At 73.3% G+C, this 22,496-nt stretch carries 17 protein-coding genes and 3 tRNA genes; 6 read left to right on the plus strand and 14 right to left on the minus strand.

The window, feature by feature from the left end; genetic code table 11:
- The first annotated feature begins 102 nt into the window (after nt 1-102).
- Complete coding sequence (locus ACIBK8_RS26115) at nt 103-945, plus strand: YceI family protein (protein WP_399044298.1); 843 nt, start codon at nt 103-105, stop codon at nt 943-945.
- A gap of 75 nt (nt 946-1,020) precedes the next feature.
- Here ACIBK8_RS26115 and ACIBK8_RS26120 read toward each other — a convergent pair whose 3' ends face one another.
- From ACIBK8_RS26120 to ACIBK8_RS26145, 6 genes are all read right to left on the minus strand, one after another.
- Entirely contained in the window at nt 1,021-1,791 is a 771-nt protein-coding gene (locus tag ACIBK8_RS26120) for a TetR/AcrR family transcriptional regulator (RefSeq protein WP_399044299.1), read from the minus strand.
- Between the two features lie 115 nt (nt 1,792-1,906).
- Nucleotides 1,907-3,454 carry an MFS transporter gene (locus ACIBK8_RS26125; RefSeq protein WP_399044300.1) on the minus strand — a complete coding sequence of 516 codons (1,548 nt, stop codon included), beginning with the start codon at nt 3,452-3,454 and terminating at the stop codon, nt 1,907-1,909.
- 221 nt (nt 3,455-3,675) lie between these two features.
- Complete coding sequence (locus ACIBK8_RS26130; protein ID WP_399044301.1) at nt 3,676-5,805, minus strand: ArnT family glycosyltransferase; 2,130 nt, start codon at nt 5,803-5,805, stop codon at nt 3,676-3,678.
- The gene (locus ACIBK8_RS26135) at nt 5,805-7,172 is read right to left on the minus strand and encodes a glycosyltransferase (RefSeq protein WP_399044302.1); all 1,368 of its coding nucleotides are present in this window, start codon (nt 7,170-7,172) and stop codon (nt 5,805-5,807) included. The genes ACIBK8_RS26130 and ACIBK8_RS26135 overlap by 1 nt, the downstream gene beginning before the upstream one ends.
- Before the next feature lie 26 nt (nt 7,173-7,198).
- Entirely contained in the window at nt 7,199-8,695 is a 1,497-nt protein-coding gene (locus tag ACIBK8_RS26140) for a sensor histidine kinase (RefSeq protein WP_399044303.1), read from the minus strand.
- 8 nt (nt 8,696-8,703) lie between these two features.
- Nucleotides 8,704-9,522: a response regulator transcription factor gene (locus ACIBK8_RS26145; RefSeq protein ID WP_399044304.1), complete on the minus strand. Its 819-nt coding sequence runs from the start codon at nt 9,520-9,522 to the stop codon at nt 8,704-8,706.
- Nucleotides 9,523-9,831: 309 nt separating this feature from the next.
- On the opposite strand from ACIBK8_RS26145, the gene ACIBK8_RS26150 reads away from it, so the two are divergent.
- Nucleotides 9,832-10,371, plus strand: a complete 540-nt coding sequence (locus ACIBK8_RS26150; RefSeq protein WP_399044305.1) for an NADPH-dependent FMN reductase — start codon at nt 9,832-9,834, stop codon at nt 10,369-10,371.
- A gap of 49 nt (nt 10,372-10,420) precedes the next feature.
- Here ACIBK8_RS26150 and ACIBK8_RS26155 read toward each other — a convergent pair whose 3' ends face one another.
- The 3 genes from ACIBK8_RS26155 to ACIBK8_RS26165 form a co-directional block, all read right to left on the minus strand.
- Nucleotides 10,421-11,296: an amidohydrolase family protein gene (locus tag ACIBK8_RS26155; protein ID WP_399044306.1), complete on the minus strand. Its 876-nt coding sequence runs from the start codon at nt 11,294-11,296 to the stop codon at nt 10,421-10,423.
- Nucleotides 11,297-11,529: 233 nt separating this feature from the next.
- A complete protein-coding gene (locus ACIBK8_RS26160; protein WP_399044307.1) occupies nt 11,530-12,489 on the minus strand; it encodes a DUF2797 domain-containing protein in 960 nt (319 codons plus the stop codon).
- A 218-nt stretch (nt 12,490-12,707) separates the two neighbouring features.
- Nucleotides 12,708-12,784 (minus strand) — tRNA-Met (locus ACIBK8_RS26165).
- 105 nt (nt 12,785-12,889) lie between these two features.
- On the opposite strand from ACIBK8_RS26165, the gene ACIBK8_RS26170 reads away from it, so the two are divergent.
- Complete coding sequence (locus ACIBK8_RS26170; protein WP_399044308.1) at nt 12,890-13,279, plus strand: hypothetical protein; 390 nt, start codon at nt 12,890-12,892, stop codon at nt 13,277-13,279.
- A 208-nt stretch (nt 13,280-13,487) separates the two neighbouring features.
- Here the strand turns inward: ACIBK8_RS26170 and ACIBK8_RS26175 are convergent, their stop codons facing one another.
- Nucleotides 13,488-13,937, minus strand: a complete 450-nt coding sequence (locus ACIBK8_RS26175) for a DoxX family protein (protein WP_399044309.1) — start codon at nt 13,935-13,937, stop codon at nt 13,488-13,490.
- A gap of 181 nt (nt 13,938-14,118) precedes the next feature.
- Here ACIBK8_RS26175 and ACIBK8_RS26180 point away from each other — a divergent pair, with 181 nt between their 5' ends.
- Nucleotides 14,119-15,048: an FkbM family methyltransferase gene (locus tag ACIBK8_RS26180; RefSeq protein WP_399044310.1), complete on the plus strand. Its 930-nt coding sequence runs from the start codon at nt 14,119-14,121 to the stop codon at nt 15,046-15,048.
- A 46-nt stretch (nt 15,049-15,094) separates the two neighbouring features.
- On the opposite strand, the gene ACIBK8_RS26185 is transcribed toward ACIBK8_RS26180, so the two are convergent.
- The 4 genes from ACIBK8_RS26185 to ACIBK8_RS26200 form a co-directional block, all read right to left on the minus strand.
- Nucleotides 15,095-15,853, minus strand: a complete 759-nt coding sequence (locus ACIBK8_RS26185; RefSeq protein ID WP_399044311.1) for a glycosyltransferase family 2 protein — start codon at nt 15,851-15,853, stop codon at nt 15,095-15,097.
- A gap of 183 nt (nt 15,854-16,036) precedes the next feature.
- Nucleotides 16,037-16,109, minus strand: a tRNA-Arg gene (locus ACIBK8_RS26190).
- A gap of 134 nt (nt 16,110-16,243) precedes the next feature.
- Complete coding sequence (locus ACIBK8_RS26195; RefSeq protein ID WP_399044312.1) at nt 16,244-16,909, minus strand: HD domain-containing protein; 666 nt, start codon at nt 16,907-16,909, stop codon at nt 16,244-16,246.
- Nucleotides 16,910-17,137: 228 nt separating this feature from the next.
- Nucleotides 17,138-17,228: transfer RNA gene (locus ACIBK8_RS26200), tRNA-Ser, on the minus strand.
- A 240-nt stretch (nt 17,229-17,468) separates the two neighbouring features.
- Between ACIBK8_RS26200 and ACIBK8_RS26205 the strand changes: the two genes are divergently transcribed.
- Nucleotides 17,469-18,074 carry an SSI family serine proteinase inhibitor gene (locus tag ACIBK8_RS26205; protein ID WP_399044313.1) on the plus strand — a complete coding sequence of 202 codons (606 nt, stop codon included), beginning with the start codon at nt 17,469-17,471 and terminating at the stop codon, nt 18,072-18,074.
- A 237-nt stretch (nt 18,075-18,311) separates the two neighbouring features.
- Entirely contained in the window at nt 18,312-22,430 is a 4,119-nt protein-coding gene (locus ACIBK8_RS26210; RefSeq protein ID WP_399044314.1) for a PAS domain-containing protein, read from the plus strand.
- The last annotated feature ends 66 nt before the right edge of the window (nt 22,431-22,496 follow it).

The raw sequence follows: 22,496 nt of genomic DNA on the forward strand, positions 1-22,496 counted from the left end.
CCGGACCCCAGGGCTCCGGCGGCGGCACTGCGCACAGGCAGGGGACGGCCTGCAGGCCGCCGCCGGAGCCCGCCATGTACCAGGCAAGAATCGGGAGTGGGAATGACTTCGACGGGCGCGGGAGCTGCGGGAGTACGGGCGCAGGTCCGCACACGGGACGGCTGGGCGGTCCAGCACGCCGTACTGACCGTCACCGACATGACGGGCGCGCAGGTGCTGCGCGAATCGGCCGACGAGGACGGCGCCATCCGCAGCGCACAGCCGCTGGCACCAGGCCCTTACACGGTCATCGTGACGGCGGTCGGTTACGCGCCGGTCGCCTCCAGCTCGATCGTCACGGCCAGCGGCCGGATGGACATCGGGAACGTGGTGCTGGCACGGCAGGGCGGCGCCGAGCTGCCGCCGCCCGGTGTCTGGACGATCGACCCGATGCACTCGACGGTGGCCGCGACCGCCCAGCACCTGGGCATCACCAGCGTGCACGGCAGGTTCACCGACTTCAGCGGCCGGATCGAGATCGCCGAGGACCTGGAGAAGTCCCGTGTCGACGCGGTCATCAAGGCCGCGTCGATCGACACCGGCAACGGCATGCGGGACGGCCATCTGCGGTCCGACGACTTCCTGAGCGTGGAGACGTACCCGGACCTCACCTACCGCAGCTCGGGCCTCGAACCGGCCGGGCCCGACCGCTGGACGGTCCACGGCGAGCTGGCGCTGCACGGCGTCGTACGGCCGGTCGACCTCAGCCTCAGCTACCTCGGCACCGGGCCCGACCCGTGGGGCGGCACCCGCGCGGCCTTCAGCGCCACCGCCGAGCTGCGCCGCGAGGACTTCAAGATGAACTACAACCAGGTCGTCGCGGCCGGTATCGCGGCGATCGGCACGACGCTGCGGGTCCAGCTCGACATCCAGGCGGTGCAGGGCGACTCGCTGCCGACGGGCTGACAGCACGGGAACCGGCCGCACCGCCGCGGCCGACCGGTACGGGACCGGGCCGGGAGCCGGCACCTTCAGGGGTGCTCAGCCTCCGGCCCGGTCCCGCATCGTTTCGACACCGGCGATCTGGAGGTCGAGGGCGAAGGTGAACTCGCGGTTCAGCATCTCCACGGCGCTGTGGCCCTGTCGCGCGTGGCCGGCCCGCTGGGAGAGCGCCATCGTCTCGGCGTGCTCGGGGCGGTCCGCGATGGCCTCGACGACCTGCGCGAAGTAGTCGTCGAGGCTGATGCCTGCGGCCCGGCAGCGGGCCTCGTGCAGGGCGCGGATGGTGGCGAAGCCGTAGACGAAGTGGAAGACCGCGGCCAGCGCGCCCGACGTCCGCTCCGGGTCGAGGCCGCTGCGGGCCATCACGCGCAGCGTGGCGTTGGAGAAGGCCGTGGAGTGCGGGCCGATGTTGAGGAATTCGCCGAGCAGCCGGGCCGCCCAGGGGTGCAGCAGCAGCATGTCGCGGTAGGCGCAGGCGAGCACCCGCAGCTGGTCGCGCCAGTCGGCGGCGGCGTCGCTCTCGTCCGGCAGCCGCATCTCGCCCGCCACCGCGTCGACGGCCAGCTCCAGGAGGTCGTCCTTGGTGTCGACGTACCAGTAGACGGACATCGCGGTGACACCCAGCTCGGCGGCGAGGCGGCGCATGGAGAACTTCGCCAGGCCCTCGGCGTCCAGCAGCCGCACCGTCGCCCCGACGATCTTGTCGAGGTCGAGTCCGGCCGGCTGGTCCGCCTTCCGCTTGAGCGGGGGGTGTTCGGTCAGCCAGACGCTCTTCGGCCGCTTGCCCGCGCGGCCTTCCCTCGCCGCCATGGCGCCCTCCCTCTTGCTGAACTGGTGGTACGGAGGCGGCGAACCGGCCCTGCCGTTCCCGGCCGTGGCCGGTACGCCGCCCGCGGTGCACGCCCGTGGGCACGCACCGCCGATGCTATTCGGCCGGGGCCGCGGCCTGTTGCGCCGCCGTCGGCGTCCCGCCGTCCGCCGCGGCGCGCTCGGCCCTGCGCAGCAGCACGGCGGCGACCAGACCGCCGAGGAACACGGCGGCGGCGCCCACCAGTTGGCTGGTGCCGATGCCGGCGGCGAACGCGTCGTGCACGGCGGTCCGCTCGGCCTCCGTACGGGCCAGACCCAGCGCCGCGGGCAGCGATCCCGCGCCGGCGGCGACGACCGGGAGCAGCGCCACGAAGCGGGAGTTGAGCACCGCGCCGAGCACCGCGACACCCAGGCCCTGCCCGAATTCCATCAGGGTGCCGTTGACGCCCGCGCCGACGCCGGCCTTGGCGGGCGGTATCGCGGACATGATGGCGTTGGCCATGGTCGGCATGGCCAGGGCGACGCCGACGCCCATGACGATCAGGCCGGCCAGCATGCCGCCGTAGCCGTCGCCGCCGAGGGTGGAGATGAGGACGAGCCCGGCGGCCAGCAGCGACATGCCGGAGACGATCATGCCGGGGGTGCCGATCCTGGCGGCCAGCCGGGCACTCAGACCGGTGAAGTTGACCAGGACGACCGTGACGGCCAGCGGCACCATCCGCAGACCGGCCTCCAACGGGCCGTAGCCGAGCACCAGTTGGAGATGCTGGGTGAGCAGGAACATCGAGCCGCCCATGCCGAACGCGACGAGGATGCCGCCCGACACGGCGCCGATGAAGCGGCGGTTGCGGAAGAAGTGCATGTCCAGCATCGGGTGCGGGGTGTGCAGCTCCCACAGCGCGAAGAGCGCGAGGCCGACGATGCCGACGGCGGCGGAGAGCAGCACCTTCCCGGAGAGCCAGCCGTCGACCGGGCCCGAGATGATCGCGAAGACCACCCCGACCATGCCGATCATGGACAGCAGCGCGCCGAGCGGGTCGGGCTTCTCACCGCTGGGGTTCTTCGACTCCGGCACCAGCGCGAGTACCGCGACCAGCGCGAACACCGCGACCGGCAGGTTGACCAGGAACAGCGAGCCCCACCAGAAGTGGTCGAGGAGCACGCCGCCGATCAGCGGCCCGGCGGCGAAGCCGAGCGAGTTGACCGAACTCCAGATGCCGATCGCCTTCGGGCGCTCCGCGTCGTCGAATATCTGCATGACGACGGCGAGCGTCGTGGTGACCAGCAGCGCGCCGCCGACGCCCATGCCGGCGCGGGCGGCGATCAGCTGTCCTGGCGACTGGGCGAGCGCCGCACCGAGCGAGGCGGCACCGAACAGCAGCAGCCCGACGGCGAGCATCTTCTTGCGGCCGTAGCGGTCGGCTGAGTTGCCCGCGGTGAGCAGCAGTCCCGACTGCACCAGCGAGTAGGCGTTGATCATCCACTGAACGTCGGCGGTGGTCGCGCCCAGCTCTTCGGTGAGCGAGGGGATCGCGACGTTCAGAACGGTGTTGTCGAGGACGACCGTGAGCTGAGCGAGGCAGATGACCCCGAGCACCAGCCAGCGGGTCGCGGATCTGTCGGGCGAGCCAAGAGGGGTGGCAGCGGTGGCCACGGGTGGCATACGGGCTCCCTGTACGGGTGAGCGGGGGCGCCGTCGGCCCTGCCGTCCGCCGCGGACCGGGCGGGATGAGGGCGGCGCCCCAGTGGCGGGGACGAAGCGTTGTACACCGTACAAGGGCGGGGTGTGCGGCGTACAACGCGTTTTCCGGAGCCCAGGGAGCGGCGGGCGGCGGGCGGCGGGCGGAGTCGGCCTGCCGCCCGGCACGGGGAGGAACCGGCAGATCAGCCCGCCGGAGCCGTCAGGTCGTAGAACGTGGCGCCGCCCGCCGTGACCTTTGTGAAGGACTTCTCCACCCAGGCGGAGATCTGCGACGCGGTGCCCTGGCCGCCGCCCGGACCGCCGCGCCCGCCGGGGCCGCCGCGTTCGCCGCGCTCGCCCGCGATGAAGTAGTGGATCCTGCCGTCCGCCACCAGCTTCTTGAACTGGGCGAGGGTCGGTGACGGGTCGCTGCCGTTGAAGCCGCCGATCGCCATCACGGGGCGCTCGGTGGCCAGTTGGTAGCTCGCGGCGTTCTGCGAGCCGATCGCCGCCGCGGCCCAGGTGTAGCGGCCGGCGTCCTTCTTCACCAGCGCCTCGGCCTTGGCGGCCACCTTGCTGCCGCCGAGCAGTCCGCCCATGCCGCCGCCCGCGCCCCGGTGGCCGCGGCCGTGCCCGGTGAAGCCGCCGGGACCGCCGGGGAAGCCGGGCCCCGCGCCCTGGCCGCCGCCCGAGGGTTGCGCCGCCCCCGATGCGCCCTTCGCGCCCTTCATGCCGGGCGGGCCGCCCATGCCGCGGTGCCGTCCCCCGGGGAACCCGCCGCCGCCCTGTACCGAGGGCCCGGCCGTGATGATCGAGCCGCCGTGTGCGGTGGTGACGGTGTCGAGCGTGTACGCGAGCGGGCCCGCCAGCGCCGTCGCCACCCCGAGCCCAGCCGCCACGGCCGCTACACGGCGGCCCGCCCGTGCGGGCAGCAGCAGACCCGCCGCCGCGACGAGGCCGACGGCGAGCACCGTCCAGCGCAGCCACGGCAGCCAGTCGGGCGAGCGGTCCAGCAGCACGTACGACCAGCCGGCGGTCGCCGCCACCGCCGCCGCCAGGACCAGCGACGCCGTGCGCCCGCCGCGCCGCCACAGCAGCGTCGCCCCCATGCCGGTCAGCGCCGCGATGTAGGGCGCCAGCGCGATGTTGTAGTACTGGTGGAAGATCCCGGACATGAAGCTGAACGTCACGAACGTCATCAGCAGCGCCCCGCCCCAGACCAGGAACTCCGCGCGCTGGGCCGCCTCTTGGGCCGCCGTCGCCCGCCGGGCCCGCCACAGCACCAGCACCGCGGCGGCCAGCAGGATCAGCGCGGCCGGCAGCAGCCAGGAGATCTGCCCGCCCATGTCCGACGAGAACAGCCGGGTGATGCCGGTCTCGCCCCAGCCACCGCCCCCGCGCCGGCCGCCGCCACCGCCGACGCTGCCGGTCTCGTTCCCCGTGATCCGGCCGAAGCCGTTGTAGCCGAAGGTCAGCTCCAGGAAGCTGTTGGTCTGCGAGCCCCCGATGTACGGCCGCGAGGACGCAGGCCACAGCTCGACGGCCGCCACCCACCAGCCGCCCGACACCACGATCGCGAGCCCGGCGAGCAGCACCTGGCCGACCCGGCGGCGCACCGCCACCGGACCGCAGCACAGGTACACCGCGGCGAGCGGCGGCAGGATCAGCCACGCCTGGAGCGTCTTGGTGAGGAAGCCGAACCCGAAGCAGAGGCCGGCCAGCAGCAGCCACCGCGTCCGCCCGTCCTCCAGGGCCCGCAGGACGCAGGCGACCGCGCAGGTCATCAGCAGGCACAGCAGCGCGTCGGGGTTGTTGAAGCGGAACATCAGGGCGGCGACCGGCGTCAGCGCCAGCACCGCACCGGCCAGCAGCCCGGCGCCCGCGCCGAACCTGCGCCGAACCGCCGCGTACAGCACCCCGACCGTCGCGACCCCCATCAGCGCCTCGGGCACCAGCACCGCCCAGGAGCTGAGCCCGAAGAGCCGGACGGACAGCGCCATCGGCCACAGGGCGGCCGGCGGCTTGTCGACGGTGATGGAGTTCGCCGCGTCCGACGAGCCGAAGAAGAACGCCTTCCAGCTCCCGCTGCCCGCCTGGACGGCCGCCGAGTAGAACTGGTTGGCGTAGCCGGAAGCCGACAGGTCCCAGAGGAGGAGCACGGCGGTGACGGCCAGCAGGGCGAGCAGCGCGGGCCTGGCCCAGCGGGGGTCGTCCGGGTGGCCGTGCAGGATCCGGCCCGGCAGCCCGCGCGGGCCGGGTCGCGGCCCGTCGTGCGGGAGGGGCGGGACGGCCGCGGTCTGCGGGACGGCCGCGGTCTGCGGGTGGGGGATCATCAGGCGCTCCTGATCGGGTCGTTCACGTCGTTCGAATCGTTCGCGTTGGTCGGGTCGTTCGCGTCGTTTGCGTTGGTCGGCTCATTCGCGTCGTTCGCGTCGTTCGGGCCGTCGCGCCGCTCGCGGTCGGGGAAGACCCAGGCGCGGAAGAGCAGAAAGCGCAGCACCGTCGCCGCGAGGTTGGCCGCCACCAGGACGGCGAGTTCGGTCTCGTGCGAGGGGCTGCCCGCCGCGGCGTCGAGCGCCGCGAGGGAGCCGCTGGTCAGAGCAAGGCCGATGGCGAAGACGACCAGGCCCTGTGCCTGGTGGCGGACCGCGCGGCCCGGCCCGCGTACGCCGAAGGTCAGCCGCCGGTTGGCCGCGGTGTTGCCGATCGCCGACACCAACAGGGCGGCTGCGTTGGCGAGTTGGGGACCTGCGGCGATCCGGAAGAGGGAGTAGAGGGCGAGGTAGAGCAGGGTGCTGAGCGCGCCGACGGCACAGAAGCCGACGAGCTGGCGGGCCAGACCGCCCGGCACGCCCGGCAGCGCGCGGTCCCGCGGATCGTCGCCGAAGGGCCGGGCGAGCCGGTCGAGCGGCAGGGCGCCGGTGGCCAGCGCCCGCCCCACCCGCCAGACCCCCTTGAGGTCGTCGGTCGCGGTCCGCACGAGGTGCACCGTGCTGTCCGGGTCGTCCACCCAGTCCACCGGCACCTCGTGGATCCGCAGCCCGGCGCGCTCCGCCAGCACCAGCAGCTCCGTGTCGAAGAACCAGCCGGTGTCCTCGACCATCGGCAGCAGCCGCTCGGCGACGTCACCGCGGATCGCCTTGAACCCGCACTGCGCGTCGGAGAACCGGGCGGCCAGCGAACCGCGCAGGATGAGGTTGTACGTCCGCGAGATGAACTCCCGCTTCGGGCCCCGCACCACCCGCGAGGTGCGCGACAGACGCGAGCCGATCGCCAGGTCCGAATGGCCGGAGATCAGCGGCGCGACCAGCGGCAGCAGCGCGTTGAGGTCGGTGGACAGGTCCACGTCCATGTACGCGAGCACCGGCGCGGCGGACAGCGACCACACGGTGCGCAGCGCCCGCCCGCGCCCCTTCTGCTCCAGGCGCACGGCCGTGACCCCGTCCAGCGCGTCGTCGAGCCGGGCCGCGACGTCCGGCGTGCGGTCCGTGCTCGCGTTGTCGGCGATCGTGATCCTGAACCCGTAGGGGAAGGTCCGGGTCAGGTACGCGTGCAGCCGCCGCACGCACGGTTCGAGGTCGGTCTCCTCGTTGTACACGGGGATCACGACGTCGAGCACCGTCGTGATCTCACCGAGCCGCAGAGGCGCGCGGGGCGGCAGGGATCCCAGAGGATCGTGGGCCGGCTGAGTCGTCGTCATGCCGACGACACTCGCCAACCCCGCTGTCACCTCGGTGTGCTGACGCTGTGCCCCCGCTGTGAGTCGCAGGACCCGCCCCGCGCGGGCGGCAGCGTGACGGTGAAGACCGTACGGCCCGGGACGCTGGCGACGCCGACCGTGCCGCCGTGCGCCGCCACCACGGCCTGCACGATGGCCAGGCCGAGTCCGGTGCTGCCGGCCGCCCGGGAGCGCGAGGCGTCGCCGCGCACGAACCGTTCGAAGACGTCGGGGATGAGCGCCGCGGGGATACCGGGCCCGTCGTCCTCGACCTCCAGGCGGACGCCGTCGCGGTCCCCGGTCCGCACCCGTGCCGTGACGACGGTCCCGTCGGGCGTGTGCGTACGGGCGTTGGCCAGCAGGTTGACCAGGATCTGGTGCAGCCGCCCGCCGTCGCCGTGCACCAGCGCGGGCTCAGCGGGCAGTTCGAGCCGCCACCGGTGCGCGGGGCCCGCCGCCCGCGCGTCGCTCACCGCGTCCACGACCAGCGGGGACAGATCCGTGCTCCGGTACGACAGCGGGCGCCCCGCGTCGAGCCTGGCGAGCAGCAGCAGGTCCTCGACCAGGCCGGTCATCCGCTCCGCCTCGGACTCGATGCGGCCCAGCGCGTGCCGGGTCTCGGGCCCGGGGCGCTCGGTGCCGCGCCGGGTCAGCTCGGCGTAGCCGCGGATCGACGCGAGCGGGGTGCGCAGTTCGTGGCTGGCGTCGGCGACGAACCGCCGCACCCGCATCTCGCTCTCCTGCCGCGCCGACAGCGCCGAGCCGACGTGCCCGAGCATCCGGTTCAGCGCGGCGCCCACCTGCCCCACTTCGGTACGGGTGTCCGACTCGCCCGCGGGAACGCGGACGTGCAGCGCCACCTCGCCCTGGTGGAGCGGGAGTTCGGAGACCCGGGTGGCGGTGGCGGCGACCCGGCGCAGCGGGCGCAGCGCGATCCCCACCATGGCCACTCCGGCGATACCGGCCGCCACCAGACCCGCACCCGTCACACACGCCTCGACCAGCACCAGGGTGCCCACGGTGTCCTCGACGTCGCTCATCGGCAGGCCCAGCACCAGCGAGCCGTCATCGGCCGACGCCACCCGGAAGTCGCCGAGTCCCGGCAGCTCGGTGGTGTGCGCCCGGCCGTCCCGCACCACCGAGTTCAGCGCCGCGACCTGCGCCCCGGACAGCGCGTCCAGCCGCTCGGACGGGATCCTGCTGGTCGAGTCGTTGCTCTGCGCCCCGGCCCGTATCGCACCGTCAGGCTCCACCCGGGCACCGACGGTCCCCCAGTGCTGGCTGCCCAGCGCGACGAAGTCGAGGCTCCCGGCGTGCGGCGGCTCGTGCGGTCGCGGCGCCTGCGCGCGCACCACCGCGTCGCGCAGCTGACCGTCCAACTGGTGCTGGAGGTACGAGTGCAGGGCGAGGGTCGTCACCGTCCCGATGACCGCGCCGACCACCGCGATCAGCGCCACCGCCGACACCACGAGCCGGTTCCGCAGCGACCAGCGCCACCTGCTCATCGGGCCCGCTACCCCGCCGGCTTGATCAGGTATCCCGCGCCCCGCCGGGTGTGGATCATCGGCTCGCGCCCGGCGTCGATCTTCCGCCGCAGGTACGAGATGTACAGCTCGACGACGTTGGCCTGGCCGCCGAAGTCGTAGCTCCAGACCCGGTCCAGGATCTGCGTCTTGCTGAGCACCCGACGCGGGTTGCGCATCAGATACCGCAGCAGTTCGAACTCGGTGGCCGTCAGGTGGATGTCCTGACCGGCCCGCGACACCTCGTGACTGTCCTCGTCGAGCACCAGATCGCCCACCGTCAGCAGCGACTCGCTGCGCGCGGCGGCGGCCCCGGCCCTGCGCAGCAGCCCCCGCAGCCGCGCGACCACTTCCTCCAGGCTGAACGGCTTGGTGACGTAGTCGTCCCCGCCCGCCGTCAGCCCCGCGATCCGGTCCTCGACGGAGTCCTTGGCGGTCAGGAACAGCACCGGTACGTCCGGGAGTTCACGACGCAGCCGGGAGAGGACGGTCAGCCCGTCCATGTCCGGCAGCATCACATCCAGCAGTACCGCGTCCGGCCGCCAGCTGCGGGCACAGCGCAGCGCGCTCGCGCCGTTCCCCTCCGCCCTGATGTCCCAGCCCTCGTAGCGCAGGGCCAGCGACAGCAGATCGGCGAGCGACGACTCGTCGTCCACGACCAGTACCCGTACCGGGCTGCCGTCGTTCCGCAGCAGTTCCGGCTGCTTGCCGGCCGCCCGCGCCGCACCCCCGGCACCCGCGGCCGGTCCGGACGACGGGGCACCCGAAGGAACCCGGGAATCAGAGGACAGCGATGAAGTCACGGTCATGCGCCAGAGCGTGACCCGCCCCCGTGAGAGCCCCCTTGCCGGTATCTGTGAATCTCCTGAGAATCCCCTCCCTCCGAGCCGTCAGGCCCCCGCTTCCCCCGCTCCCCGCCCGTGCGACCGAGCACTCCCCGTCCTGTGCAACCGAGCTGGGCCGCCCCCGCGCGGTCCAGCCCGACCAGCACTCCCACAGCATCTCAGCCCCCACTGACAATCGCCCTGACCTGCAACGATGCTCCTCTTCACGGCCCGCCCCAGGAACCCGCGCCGCCCCGCTCCACCGCCTCGGCCCCCACCCCGTACCGTCGCCCCATGAGACTCCTCGCCCTCTCGGGCAGCCTGCGGGCACGGTCGTCGAACGGCGCGGTGCTGCGCTCCGCCCTCGACTTCTTCGACGGCCCTTCCGGCACCGCGGACATCGGCGCGCTGCCGCACTTCAACCCGGATCTGGACGGCGAGGACGCCACCCCGCCCGCCCCCGTCGCCGCACTCCGCGCCGCCGCCGCGGCGGCCGACGCACTGCTCGTCGTCAGCCCCGAGTACGCGCACGGCGTGCCCGGCGTCCTCAAGAACGCCCTGGACTGGATGGTCAGCAGCGGCGAATGCGTGCACAAGCCGGTCGCCGTGATCACCGCATCGCCGTTCCCCACCGGCGGCGACCACGCCAACGCCCAACTGCGCGAGGTGCTGCGGATGATGACCGGCGAGGTCGTCACGGCTGCCTGCCTGGAGATCCCCGCCATCGGCCCGAAAACCGACCAGGCGACGGGACGCGTCACGGACGAGGCGACGCTCAAGGACCTGCACGCCGCCGTCACCGCCCTCACGGCGGCGGCCGGCGCCACGGCCTGAACCGCATCCGCTACGGGGCCCGGGGCGCCCCCGGGCCCGTACCCGCCGCTCAGATCCCGAACAGCCGCGCCCCGTTCCCGTAACAGACCCCCCGCAGCCAGGAATCCCCCAATTCCAGCCGGGTCAGCGCCTCCAGGGCGTGGGCGTACCCGTAGGGGATGTTCGGGAAGTCGCTGCCGAAGAGCACCCGGTCGCCGAGGTCCCGCAGGCGTCCCCGGGCCTCGCGCGGGAACGGCGCGTCGTGTTCGGCGAAGTCGGTGAAGGCCATCGTCGTGTCGAGATGCACGTCGGGGTGGCGCTCGGCGAGGTCCAGGAAGTCGGTGTACTCGGGCATCCCCAGGTGCGCGATGACCAGCCGCAGCCCGGGGTGGCGGGCCAGCAGCCGGCCGATCGGCCCCGGCCCCGTGTGCGTGCCAGGCACCGGCCCCGACCCGCAGTGGATGACGACCGGAGTGCCCGCGTCCGCGAGGGCGCCCCACACCGGATCGAGCAGCGCGTCGCCCGGGTCGTACCCGCCGACCTGCACGTGGGCCTTGAACACCCGCGCCCCGCCGTCGATTTCGGCCGCCACGTAGTCGGCCGCGCCGTCCTCGGGGAAGAACGTAGCCGTCCGCAGGCAGTCCGGCGTGCGGGCCGCGAAACCGGCCGCCCAGCCGTTGAGCCAACGCGCCATCCCCGGCTTGTGCGGATAGATCATCGAGGTGAACGCCCGTACGCCGAAGCCGCGCAGGACGGCGAGCCGCGCGTCCCCCTCCATGCGGTACGCGATCGGCCACTCCCGCCCCACCAGCGGCCCCGCGGCGTCGAAGTACGCCTGCACCTTCGCCATCACCCGCTCCGGCATGAAGTGCGTATGCACATCGATCAGCCCCGGCAGCCCCAACTCCCGCCAGAACGCGCCGACCCGCTCATCACCCTCCGCCACACCGGCCTCCCGCCCCGCTTCCACACCACACCCGCCCCCGCCGCCCCACCCCTATCAGAGCGCACACCACCCTGGTAAGACCTGCCCACCGTCCGGACACCCCGGCACGGGACGCGCAGGCACCGGACGCGCAGGCAGGGACACACAGGCACGGAACGCGCAGGCACCGGACACCGGACACCCAGGCACCGAACGCACCGAAGCCGGTCCGCCCCCGCCCGCCCAGGAACCCCTCAGAACAACCCCTCCTGCCCCCCGTCCCCCACCTCCCCGTACGGCACCTCCCGTACGGAAACCGTCGTCACGCGCCCCACGGCAGGCGCCAGCACCCACCCGGACAACAACCGAGCGTCCAGCACCGCCACCACCTCCTCGCCCTTCGCGCCCTCCTCACCACCGGATCCCCCCGGCACCCGAAGCCGCAGATACACGTCCGCCCCCGCCCCCGCCAGCACCTCACCCACGATCTCCGCACCCGCCGTCAGCGCGCCCAACTCCCCCGCACCCGGCGGAATCCGGTCGAGCCCGAACACCACGGAGTGGTCACCGAAGACGAAGTCCGCCGGCGCCAGCGTCTCCGGCCAGCCGTCCAACTCCCGTGCCCGCGCGTGCAGTCGGGCCAGCTCGGCCCGTCGTTCCGCGAGCGGCGGCAGCACGCCCCTGGCCGCCCGCTTCGCCGCCTTCGCGAACCGGTCGGGCACCCCCAGCGCGCTCCCCAGCAGCGCCTCGGCCCGCCGCGCCGCCATCAAGGGCCCCCGCCCCAGCCACGCGTACGCCACCGCCCCCTGCTCCACCAGCCGGGCCGGCCCGCGCGCCGCCGCCGTGATGCCCACCTTCAGCAGACCGGGCCCGAAATACGCGAGGTAGACGCCGTACGGGCGCGGGTCGTCGGCCATGGTGTCGGCGGCCACCGACCGCGACCTGTCGAGCCGGGCGCACTCCGCGCACTGGTCCCTGGCCGCCGCCCCGTCGATCACCGCGGCATACGGGCAGACGATCCACCGCCCGCCCCGCCACACCCCGAGGCAGCGCCGCTCCCCCTCCGCGGCGAACGCCAGCACCTTGCCCGCGGGCAGCGCACTCGTCCGCGCCTCACCGCGCTCGGCGCAGTACCACCCGAGCCGCTGCTCGTACCCCCCGGCGGCCCGCGCACCACCGCCGTCCGACCACCGCGGTCCCGTACATCGCCACACCCCGCAAGCGTACGACCGACCACCGACACAACACCCTGACCTGCACATACGCCCCGCCCCCGAAGCACCGGCCAAGCCGACGCCAGGACCGCCCCCCACCCCACGAAAAACGCAGGCACGACAAAAACCGCAGGCACGGCAGACCGCAAGCACGAGAGAACCGCAGGCACAACAAAAAACCGTAGGCCCGGTGGACGAATCCACCGGGCCTACGGCCTTGGTAGCGGGGACAGGATTTGAACCTGCGACCTCTGGGTTATGAGCCCAGCGAGCTACCGAGCTGCTCCACCCCGCGTCGGTAAACACGACTCTACGCGAACTCCTCACCAACGCCTAATCCTTATCCCCGGCCCCCCTCACACACACCGCTCCCACCCCGCCACACCACCCCAGGAGCCCCGTGCCACCCCACCACTACATCCGCTTCCAGGCCGCCACCCGCCACCGCAAAGGCCACTTCCCCGGCGTCTTCGCCCTCGTCAACACCCTCGCCAAGGAAGGCCGGCTCACCCCCGCCCAGGAACGCTTCCGCCGCACCCACAACGACTGGTACGACGCGAACTACCCGGACCCCTCCACCGTCGACCCCGACGTCTACGACCGCACCCTGCACCCCGGCGCCGCCGCCTGGTTCAAGTCGACGTCGACGCACCTGATCACCCGCGTCGACGGCTACCTCGCCATCCTCCGCACCCACCACATCCCCTGCTACCGCCTGCACTCCCGCGCCCCCGGCCAGATCATCTACGAGGACCAGGACCAGGTGGTCGCCATCCCACCGCCCCGCTGACCCCGCCGCCCCGACCCGCAGCCCCCTCGGTCCGCCGAGGGGGCGAGCTTCCCTCAGGGGCGGCCGGAGAGGGGCGGCCGGGGCGCGACCGAGGCACGCTGCGCACCTCCATCCAGGAGATCAACGACCTCACCTGCCCCCCTCAGAAAACTGATCGACGGCAGCGGCACCGGCTCCGGGCCTTGCCGATCAGGCCACTCGCCCCCCCTCACACAAACACCCCCACCACCCCATCCACCGACCAGCTCTGCCAGCTCATCCCGAACAGCGCCACCACCGAGATGAGCGCCATCATCAGGTTCTGCCCCTGCTCCGCCCAGTCGTGGATCATCAGCACGAGATACAGCAGGTTGAGCAGCAGCCCCGCCACCAGGGCGACGGGGGTCAGAAAACCGGCCACCAGACCGAAGCCGAGGGCCAGTTCGGCATAGGCGACGACGTATGCCATCGCCTTCGGCCGCGGCTTGACGACCGTCGCGAATCCTCGGCTCACCACCGCCCATCGGTGCTTTTCCGCGATACCGACGGCCCAGTTCACGCCGCCTCCGGTGAACCACTCCTTCTTGTCCTTGTGGCGCCAGCTCTCCAGCCACCACAGGCCGAGGCCGATGCGGAGTACGGCGAGCCATTCGGCGCCGTCGAGCCAGATCGTCTGCATGGCGTGCGACCTCCCGCGGAGTTGCCCGGCTTCTCACTATCTGACGGTCTGTCAGTTCAGCGCAAAGAGCGCGAGCCCGCAAGATGCGTACGCGGCACACTTGGCCGCGACGGACCACCGCACCGGAAGATCCGTCGGCCCTGTCCCGCACCGCCCCACCGGCCCGACCCCAGGAGCTGCCGTGACCCCCGACATATCCGCCGCCGCCCGCGAGATCGCCCTGGACCTCACCCGCTGGTACGTCCGCCACGCCCCCGGCACCGCGGGCAAGGCCGCCGCCACCGAACGCTTCCTCAACGCCGGCCTGCGCGACCACCCCCGGCTGCGCCGCGCCAGAACCCGCTTCGGCGCGACGTTCCTCACCGACACCCAGGACCTGATCCAGCGCTACCTCTACGAGTTCGGCGTCTGGGAACCGCATCTGACGCACTGGCTGGCGCAACGCCTCGGGCCCGGCGACGTGTTCATCGACGTCGGGGCCAACATCGGCTACTACAGCGTGCTGGCGTCCCAGCTCGTCGGACCCGGCGGCGTCGTCGTCTCCGTCGAAGCCTCACCGGCCTTCCACCAACGGCTGCGCACACACGCCCGCATCAACGGCTGCCACAACATCCGCGCCGTGAACGCCGCCGTGTCCGACCGCGAGAAGACGGTCAGGTTCATCCTCGCCAGCTCGCGGAACATGGGCGCGAACAGCATCGTCCCGTACGACGGCACGGCGGAATCCACCTTCGACGCGGTCGCCCGCCCCCTGCCCGAGATCGTCACGGCAGAGGAGATCGCCCGCGCCAGGGTGATCAAAATCGACGTGGAGGGCGCCGAGGGCTCCGTCCTGCGCGGCCTGGCCCCGATGCTGGGCACCCTGCGCCCCGACGCCGAGCTGGCCATCGAGGTCACCCCCCAGCGCATGGCCGAACTGGGCGACTCCGCCACGGAACTCCTGGAAACCCTGGCATCCCACGGCTTCCGCGCCCACCGGCTCCCCAACGGCTACGCGCCCGGCGCCTACGCGACAACCGCCCACCGGACACCGCCGACCAAACCCACCGCCCTGCAGCACCCGCTGCACGACCTCACCGACGAGACCGAACTCATCTTCACCCGCACCTGAAAGAAGCCCTCCAGCGGCCGGCCAGAAGGCGCACCCTTCCCACTCCCTACACCCCGCCGAACCGCCACCCACCCAGCGAAGCCAGCGCCAGCGCCCGCGCCTCCACCACCGCGAACCGGGCCTTCCGCTCGGCCTCGTCGGCGTGCGACGGCTGGCTCGTGACCTGCCCCGGCCACTTCCGGTAGAGCAGACCGGTGTCCGCCGAGAACCAGCCACGGCTCACCGCACTGAGCGCCATGAGCAGACCGGTGTCCTCGGACGCCGGCAGCGCCATCCAGCCACCGAGCGCGAGCAGCAGCTCACGGCGTACACACAGGGTCGCCGGATGGACCTGGGCGCGGTAGTCGTGCTCCTGCCAGTACCGCAGGACGGTGCCGCGCTCGATCGGCCCCTGAGGCGGATCCTCGTCGAAGCCGACGGTGCTGCCGTCGGGCAGGTAGTCGAGCACGCGGCAGGTGGCCCAGCCGAGCGACGGATCGTCCGTCAGCGCCCGGAGATCCCGCGCGAGGGCACCGGGCGCCAGCATGTCATCGGCATCGAGAACCTTCACGAACCGCCCGTCGGCCCGGGAGAGCCCGACCGTACGGGCCATCGCCGCACGCCCCCGCCGCCCCTGCCCGAAACTGATCCGAGGATCGTCCGGCACATACGGAGCGACCTCCCCCGTCTCACCGTCCTCCTGAATGACCCACTGCCAGTCCCAGCCGTCCGGCAGCTCCTGCCCGAGCAGCGACGCATAGGCATCGGCGAGATAGGGAGCGGACGGCGCGTGGACGGCCGTCACGACCGTGATCAGCTCCGTCATGGTCACCACCTGGCCGACGGGGTCGAGATCTTGCGGAGTCGCCTCACCAAAACGCCCTTCCGGAGACCGCCCGAACTCCTCGGCCCCCTCCGCTCGACGGGGCCGGGTCCAGCGCCCCGTATTGACGTCACCCGCCTACGCCGAAGGCCCCCTCACGTGAAGCGAGGGGGCCTTCGACTGCTGTGCGCTCGGCAGGATTCGAACCTGCAACCTTCTGATCCGTAGTCAGATGCTCTATCCGTTAAGCTACGAGCGCTTGGCTTTCCCGGCGGTTTTTCTTGCCGGTCGGCGTTGCGGGAACAACATTACATGAACCGCGCCGTGAGGCGAAATCCATCGCCCGCACCGCCTCTGACCTGCACAAACGCCCTCTTGGTCGGGTTCTGGGGGTTAATCGTCCCAGGGGGAGTCCTCGATAGTCCGGACGAAATTCGGGCGGGTGTAGCCCTCTTCGAAGCGGTCCAGGACGTCGGCCTTCACATTGCCGAACGTGGTCTGGGGGCGGTGGGCGATGCCGGCGTGGAAGGCGTGCAGGATGCGGCGCTTGAAGTCGGGGCGGGGATGGGCGGCGACGATCGCCTCGCGGGTCTCCGGCGGGAGGGTGTCGTAGCCGATGCCCAGGACGTCCAGCTCGACGCCTGCGGTGACGAGGGCGATCTCCGGGGCCATGTGGTGCGGGATCTCCGGCGTGGTGTGCAGGGCGATGCCTTCCCAGACCAGGCGGGTGCGGTCCTCGGGGATGCCGCGGGCGGCCAGGAAGGCGCGGGCCTCGTCGGCACCGTCGATCTCGAAGCGCTGCTGTGAGGTGCGGAACTTCTCCGTCAGGCCGAGGTCGTGGAAGAGCGCGCCCACGTAGACCAGCTCGGCGTCGAATTCCAGGCCGTGCCGGATGCCGTGCCGGGCGCCGAAGAGGTAGACGCGGCGGGAGTGGTGGTAGATCAGCTCGTCGGTGACGTCGCGGACCAGCTCGGTGGCCTCCTGGGCCAGCTTGCTGTCGGGGACGGGGATGCCGGCGATGTGGAGAGGGGCGGCGGGGTCCGGGGTGGCGTTCGTCATGGGTCCAGCGTGGCGCGCGGGGCGGCGGGTGCCCAGTCCGCGGCGGACGGATGGCTCAAAGGTCTCGGGTGGCCGCCGGAGGCGGCGGAGGGGCGGCGGGCGGCCCCCTCCTGGGGCGCAAGATCGCGGAGGGGCCCCGGAAGAGCCGGAAGTCGGGAGGGGCCCGAGTGGTGCCCGGGAACGCGTTCGGGCCCCGTTCTCGGAAGAACGGGGCCCGAACGAAGGGAGCGGAGGCGGAGGGATTTGAACCCTCGATGGGGGGTAAGCCCCAAACCGCATTAGCAGTGCGGCGCCATAGACCGGACTAGGCGACGCCTCCACACACCTCACGCGCGTCTGCGCGCTGTGGCGTGTCCAGATGATGGCACAGCTCTGCGGGCTGTCACCAATCGCCCCCTACGGTACTCGGCTGGCAGGCCCCCCGGCAAAGACGTTCCTGCACCGCAACGTCGGGGTCGGCGCCGCGTTAGGAGAGTCGGGGTTTCCTCCGGCAAACCGCCGTGTGCCCCGGCGCGTACGTGTCGCGTACCCGCCTTCGGTCCGTCCTCTGGAGCCCGTGATGCCGCACCGCCTGATGTTCCTGCTGACCGCTGCCGCCACCGCCGCCGTCTCCGTCGCGTCCACCGTCTCCGCGCTCGCCGTGCTCGCGCCCGCCGCGTCGGCCGCGCCGATCCCGCTCCCGGCGTCCGAGCCGCGCAACGCCACCGGGCCGAACCCCACCGGCCCCGCCGACGCCACCGACGCCACCGACCTCACCGACGCCTCCGACTCCACCGGTCTCCGGCCGCCCACGGGGCACCGCCGCCTCTGGGGTGCCCCGGGTCTCCAGGACGCCGCCGATCACCTCACCGTGACCGTCCGCGGCTCCGGTTCGGCACGGACGGATGGCACCTTCGAGCTGTATTGCCACCCTGACGGGGGAAATCATTTCCGCGCCGCGGAGGCGTGCGAGCGGCTCGACCGGATGACGCGGTGGGGCAGGGACGCCTTCGCGCCGGTTCCGCAGAGCGCGAAGTGCACGATGATCTACGGCGGCTCGGCGACCGCGCGGGTCACCGGAACCTGGGCGGGACGCCGGGTGAACGCCGAGTTCCGGCGTACCGACGGGTGTGAGATCGCCCGCTGGGACCGCTTCGAGCCGCTGCTCCCGAAGACCGGTTCGTAACGGGATGCCCGACCCGGTTCGTGCCGGAGTGGGAGGGCAGGTCAGGACGCGGGGCACATGTCGGGCGTGCGGCGAGTCGCACGGTGCCGTGGCACCACCTCCTCGTCATCCGCCTCCGCGTCCCGGGCAACTGCCCGTAGACTCCCTTCCAGCGATCCGCCCCGACGGGTCGGCAAGGTGCGTAACAGGGAGGTCGGCCCCGCGACTGCGGGGTGGTCCCAGGGAGGAAGCGTCGTCGTGAGCAGCAGGCCATCCCGAGGCGCTGCTCGCCTCGCAGCCATACTGGACGCCCTCCCTGACGCCCTGTTGCTCGTCAACTGCAACGGCACCGTCGTCAACGCCAACACCATCGCGCTGGAAACCTTCGAGGCGCCCGGTACCGGCCTGGTCGGACGCGGACTCCTCGATCTCCTCCCCTCGTTCGACTCCAAGCGCATCCCCGGTTCCATGCGGCGCCGGGACGAGGAGTCCGAGGGCGGGCGCACCAAGCCGACGCGGATGGTGGCACGGCGTACGGACGGAACCGAGCTGCTGGTCGAGGTGACCAGCGCCAACCTTGAGGACGGCAGGACCCCGTACGAATCGGCCTTCGAGGCCGCGTACGCCGATCACCGCACCGGGTACACCGGCGACGAGCTGCTGATGCTGGTGGTGCGGGATCTGACGGGGACGTTGGACACCGAGACCGAGCTGGCGCGTCAGCAGCGGCAGACGGAGATGATCCTGCGGGCCGCCGCCGAGGGTGTGGTGGGCGTCGACTCGGAGGGCAAGGTCGTCCTGGTCAACCCGTCGGCCGCGCAGATTCTCGGGTACCGGGCGAGCGAGCTGGGCGGCAAGGAGCTGCACCCGCTGATGCATCACTCGCGGGCGGACGGCTCGCCGTTGCCCTGGGAGGAGACGCCGCTCGCCGACACGCTCAGGTCGGGGCGCAAGCACCGGGTGCGCGGGCAGGCGCTGTGGGCGAAGGACGGGCGTTCGGTGTCCGTCGATCTGACGACGGCTCCGGTGCGGGACGGCGATCAGCTCGTCGGCGCGGTGATGACGTTCACCGACCGCCGCCCGTACGACGCGCTGGCCGCCCGGCACGCGCAGTTGCTCGCCGTCCTGGGGCAGGCGCTGCGCGGGCCGTTGGAGGAACTGACCGGCGAGCTGGGCACGCTGGCTTCCGATCCGGCGGGTCAGCTGTGGCCCGAGGCCAACCAGATCCTGCACCATCTCGCGGCCGGGCACTCCCGGATGACGACGCTGGTGGACAACGTCCTGAGCTATCAGCGCCTGGACTCGGGGGCGGAGCGGCTGAAGCGGGCGAAGGTCTCGCTCGACACGGTCGTGGCGGCCGGTGTGGAGGGCGCGATCGAGCTGATCGGGCCGGGGCGCGCCCAGTTCGCCGTGCACGCGCCGCCGATCGAGGCCACCGTCGACGCCGAGCGGGTCGCGCAGGCGCTGTCGCATCTGATCGCCGATGTGGCGGGGGTGGACTCGACGGGGCGGATGCCGTCCGCTGAGGACGGTGGCGACGCGGGCACCCCTGCGGGGCAGGTCGCGGGAGCCCGTAGGGGTCCGGCGGGGGATTCCACGATCGTGGTCGCCGCGGCGAAGCGCGGTGCGGTCGTACGGATCGAGGTGCGCGGCCCGTACGGCGGCGGCGACCCGGTCCACGAGCCCATCGTGCGCGGCATCGTGCGGCAGCACGGCGGGCTGATGCAGACGCACAAGGTGCCTGGCGGTCCCGGCGCGGGCGGCAGCGCGTACGTGCTGGAGCTGCCGGTGACGCCGGACGGCTCGGTGCCGTCGGAGGCGGAGCGGGCGCGCGAGGCGACCGGGAACGAGACGACGGTGATGCCGTCCCCCGCGGCGCGGGCGCGCGGCACCCAGCAGGCCGGGAGCGCGGAGAGTGCCCGTGGTGCCGGTCCCGATGGGCCGGGTGAGCCGGGTGGTGCGGACGGTGCCGCCGGGCCCGGTGGCGGGCGGCCGGGAGGCCGTGGCCCGGTGGACGGTGGAACGAACGGTGGCGCGGCTGACGGTGCGGAGGCGGCGGACGGCGCGTCCCCGACCGGCCGTCGGCGTGCCCGGCACTCGGGCCCCGGGCAGGGGCCCGGCACGGACGGCTCCGGGGCGTCCCGGGGCGGCGAAGGACAGGGCGGCCCAGCGGCCGGTTCCGGAACGGACGGGGCGGGGCTGCCGCCCGGCACGGCGGGCGGCGAGGCCGTACCGGCGAGCGGACGGCGGCGTGCGCGCCAAGGGGCACCCGATGGCGGTGGACAGCCCGGTGGCGACGGTTCCGGGCCCGCGCAGCTGACCCCCGCCGGGTTCCCGCCGCAGGCACCCCGGCCGTCGCAGACGCCACAGCCCTCACCAGGGGCGCAGACGCCGTCTCAGGGGCGCCCCAAGGTGCCGGGGCAGGGTCACCCCCAGGCTTCCGGTCAGGGCGGGCCGCAGGGGCCGTCGCAGCAGGCCGGTGGCCGGCGGGCCCGTCGCGCGCTGGCCGAGGCGCCCGAGCGCGCCGTGCCGGGCGAGCGCGACGGCGACGGACCGTCGTCGCCACGGCAGCAGGACCAGCGGCGGCAGCAGGACCAGCAGCGGCAGCAAGGGCAGCACGGGCCCGGCGAGTTGGCGCCCGCGGAGCCGCTGCCCGCCGGTGGCGCCCGCTCGCCCTTCGCGCTGCCGCCCGCCGCGGCCGATCAGGCCCCCTCTTCGCGGCCGGCGCTGCCCGCGCTCCCCGGCCGGATGCCCGAGCAGTCCGAGGGCACCGGCCGCCGCCGCGCCCGCCGTCCGGTCGCCGAAGGACCGGCCGGTGCGGACGGAGCACAGCCCGGCCTCGAACTGGAGCCCGCGGTCAACTCCGGTGTGCCGCAGGCCGATTGGCACGACGAGCCGACCGGCAGGCGGCGTGCGCGGCGGGCCGCGGCCGAGGAGCGGGCGGCGGCGGCGATGGCCGACGCGGAGGCGTCGGGCACCTTCGTCGCGGGCCCTGAAGGTCTCGTCGCGCAGCCCACCGGCGACGCGGATCCGGCCGCGCCCGACGCCGCACCCGACACCGCCGCGGACGGCACGGCGCCCGCCCCGACCGGCCGCCGCCGCGGGCGTCCCAGCCCGGCCGACGCGCCGCAGCCAGGGCACTCCGGCGGCCACGCGCAGCCGCAGGACCAGGCCGCCGCGCAGCCGCTCCCCGAGGAGGACGGCGGCCCCGCGGCCGGGCAGTCCCACGGGCGGGCGTTCCGCGTGCGCACGCTCGGGCAGGGCGCGCCGTTCGCCCAGCAGATCGCCGACCAGCAGCAGCGCCCGGCGGGCGCCCCGGGATCCACCCCGCCCGGCGGTACGCCGCCCGGTGGCACGTCCGCGGGTTCGGGCCGCCGCCGCAAGCTCGCCGCGCCCCCGCAGGACGACGAGCGGGCCGCGGCCGACACCGCTCCCGCCGACACCCGTCCGCACCCCGGGCGCCCCCAGCCGCACACGCCGCCTCCGGGCCAGTCCGCGCAGCCGCACCAGCAGCATCTGCTGGGCGCAGGCGAGGGCCGCGCCTTCGCGATCTCCGCGCCGGACGAGGGCAGCGAGGGCCCCGAGCCGCTGGACGGGCCGAACGGCGCGGTCGAGGTGCTGGACCACCAACCGCAGCCGATGGACGACGAGTTGCCGCCCGAGCCGCTCGACAATCCGCGTCGGCTGCTGGTCTGGCCCGCGCCCGACGTCTCCACCCAGCAGGCGCTGAGCGACCGCGGCTACCGCCCGGTGATCGTCAACTCCCGCGAAGAGGTGGACGCGCAGATCGCCGCGTACCCGGCCGCGCTCTTCGTCGACCCGCTGACCGGACCGATCACCCGTACCGCGCTCCAGTCGCTGCGCCAGGCGGCGGGCGCGGCGGAGGTCCCGGTGCTGGTGACGGCGGGTCTGGGGCAGGCCACCCGCGAGGCGGCGTACGGCGCCGACCCGGCGGTGCTGCTCAAGGCGCTGGCGCCGCGGGACAGCGAACAGCACCCGCCCCGCGTGCTGTTGATCGAGCAGAACGACGCCATCGCGGGCGCGCTGACCACCTCGCTTGAGCGGCGCGGCATGCACGTCGCGCGGGCCGGGGCGGACGCCGACGCGGTCGCCCTGGCGACGCAGGCGCGGCCGAATCTGGTGGTGATGGACCTGATGCAGGTGCGCCGCAGGCGGGCCGGCATCATCGACTGGCTGCGCGCCAACGGCCTGCTCGACCACACCCCCCTGGTCGTCTACACCGCCCCCGACATGGACCAGGCCCAGCTCACCGGCCTCGCATCGGGCGAGACCGTGCTGTTCCTTTCGGAGCGCTCCACCAGCGCCGAGGTGCAGGCCCGCATCGTCGACCTGCTCGCCAAGATCGGCACGAACTGACGGTGTGCCGCGGGGCGTTGAGCGTCCCGGGGCCGGAGGGCGGCCGTCAGGGCCGGTGTTCCGTGG

It is taken from the genome of Streptomyces sp. NPDC050161, from assembly GCF_044460025.1.
GTDB lineage: Bacteria > Actinomycetota > Actinomycetes > Streptomycetales > Streptomycetaceae > Streptomyces.

Coding starts and splice junctions, on each gene's coding strand:
- ACIBK8_RS26115 (WP_399044298.1), top strand. CDS start 103: ATGACTTCGACGGGCGCGGGAGCTGCGGGAGTACGGGCGCAGGTCCGC.
- ACIBK8_RS26120 (WP_399044299.1), bottom strand. CDS start 1,791: ATGGCGGCGAGGGAAGGCCGCGCGGGCAAGCGGCCGAAGAGCGTCTGG.
- ACIBK8_RS26125 (WP_399044300.1), bottom strand. CDS start 3,454: ATGCCACCCGTGGCCACCGCTGCCACCCCTCTTGGCTCGCCCGACAGA.
- ACIBK8_RS26130 (WP_399044301.1), bottom strand. CDS start 5,805: ATGATCCCCCACCCGCAGACCGCGGCCGTCCCGCAGACCGCGGCCGTC.
- ACIBK8_RS26135 (WP_399044302.1), bottom strand. CDS start 7,172: ATGACGACGACTCAGCCGGCCCACGATCCTCTGGGATCCCTGCCGCCC.
- ACIBK8_RS26140 (WP_399044303.1), bottom strand. CDS start 8,695: ATGAGCAGGTGGCGCTGGTCGCTGCGGAACCGGCTCGTGGTGTCGGCG.
- ACIBK8_RS26145 (WP_399044304.1), bottom strand. CDS start 9,522: ATGACCGTGACTTCATCGCTGTCCTCTGATTCCCGGGTTCCTTCGGGT.
- ACIBK8_RS26150 (WP_399044305.1), top strand. CDS start 9,832: ATGAGACTCCTCGCCCTCTCGGGCAGCCTGCGGGCACGGTCGTCGAAC.
- ACIBK8_RS26175 (WP_399044309.1), bottom strand. CDS start 13,937: ATGCAGACGATCTGGCTCGACGGCGCCGAATGGCTCGCCGTACTCCGC.
- ACIBK8_RS26185 (WP_399044311.1), bottom strand. CDS start 15,853: ATGACGGAGCTGATCACGGTCGTGACGGCCGTCCACGCGCCGTCCGCT.
- ACIBK8_RS26195 (WP_399044312.1), bottom strand. CDS start 16,909: ATGACGAACGCCACCCCGGACCCCGCCGCCCCTCTCCACATCGCCGGC.
- ACIBK8_RS26205 (WP_399044313.1), top strand. CDS start 17,469: ATGCCGCACCGCCTGATGTTCCTGCTGACCGCTGCCGCCACCGCCGCC.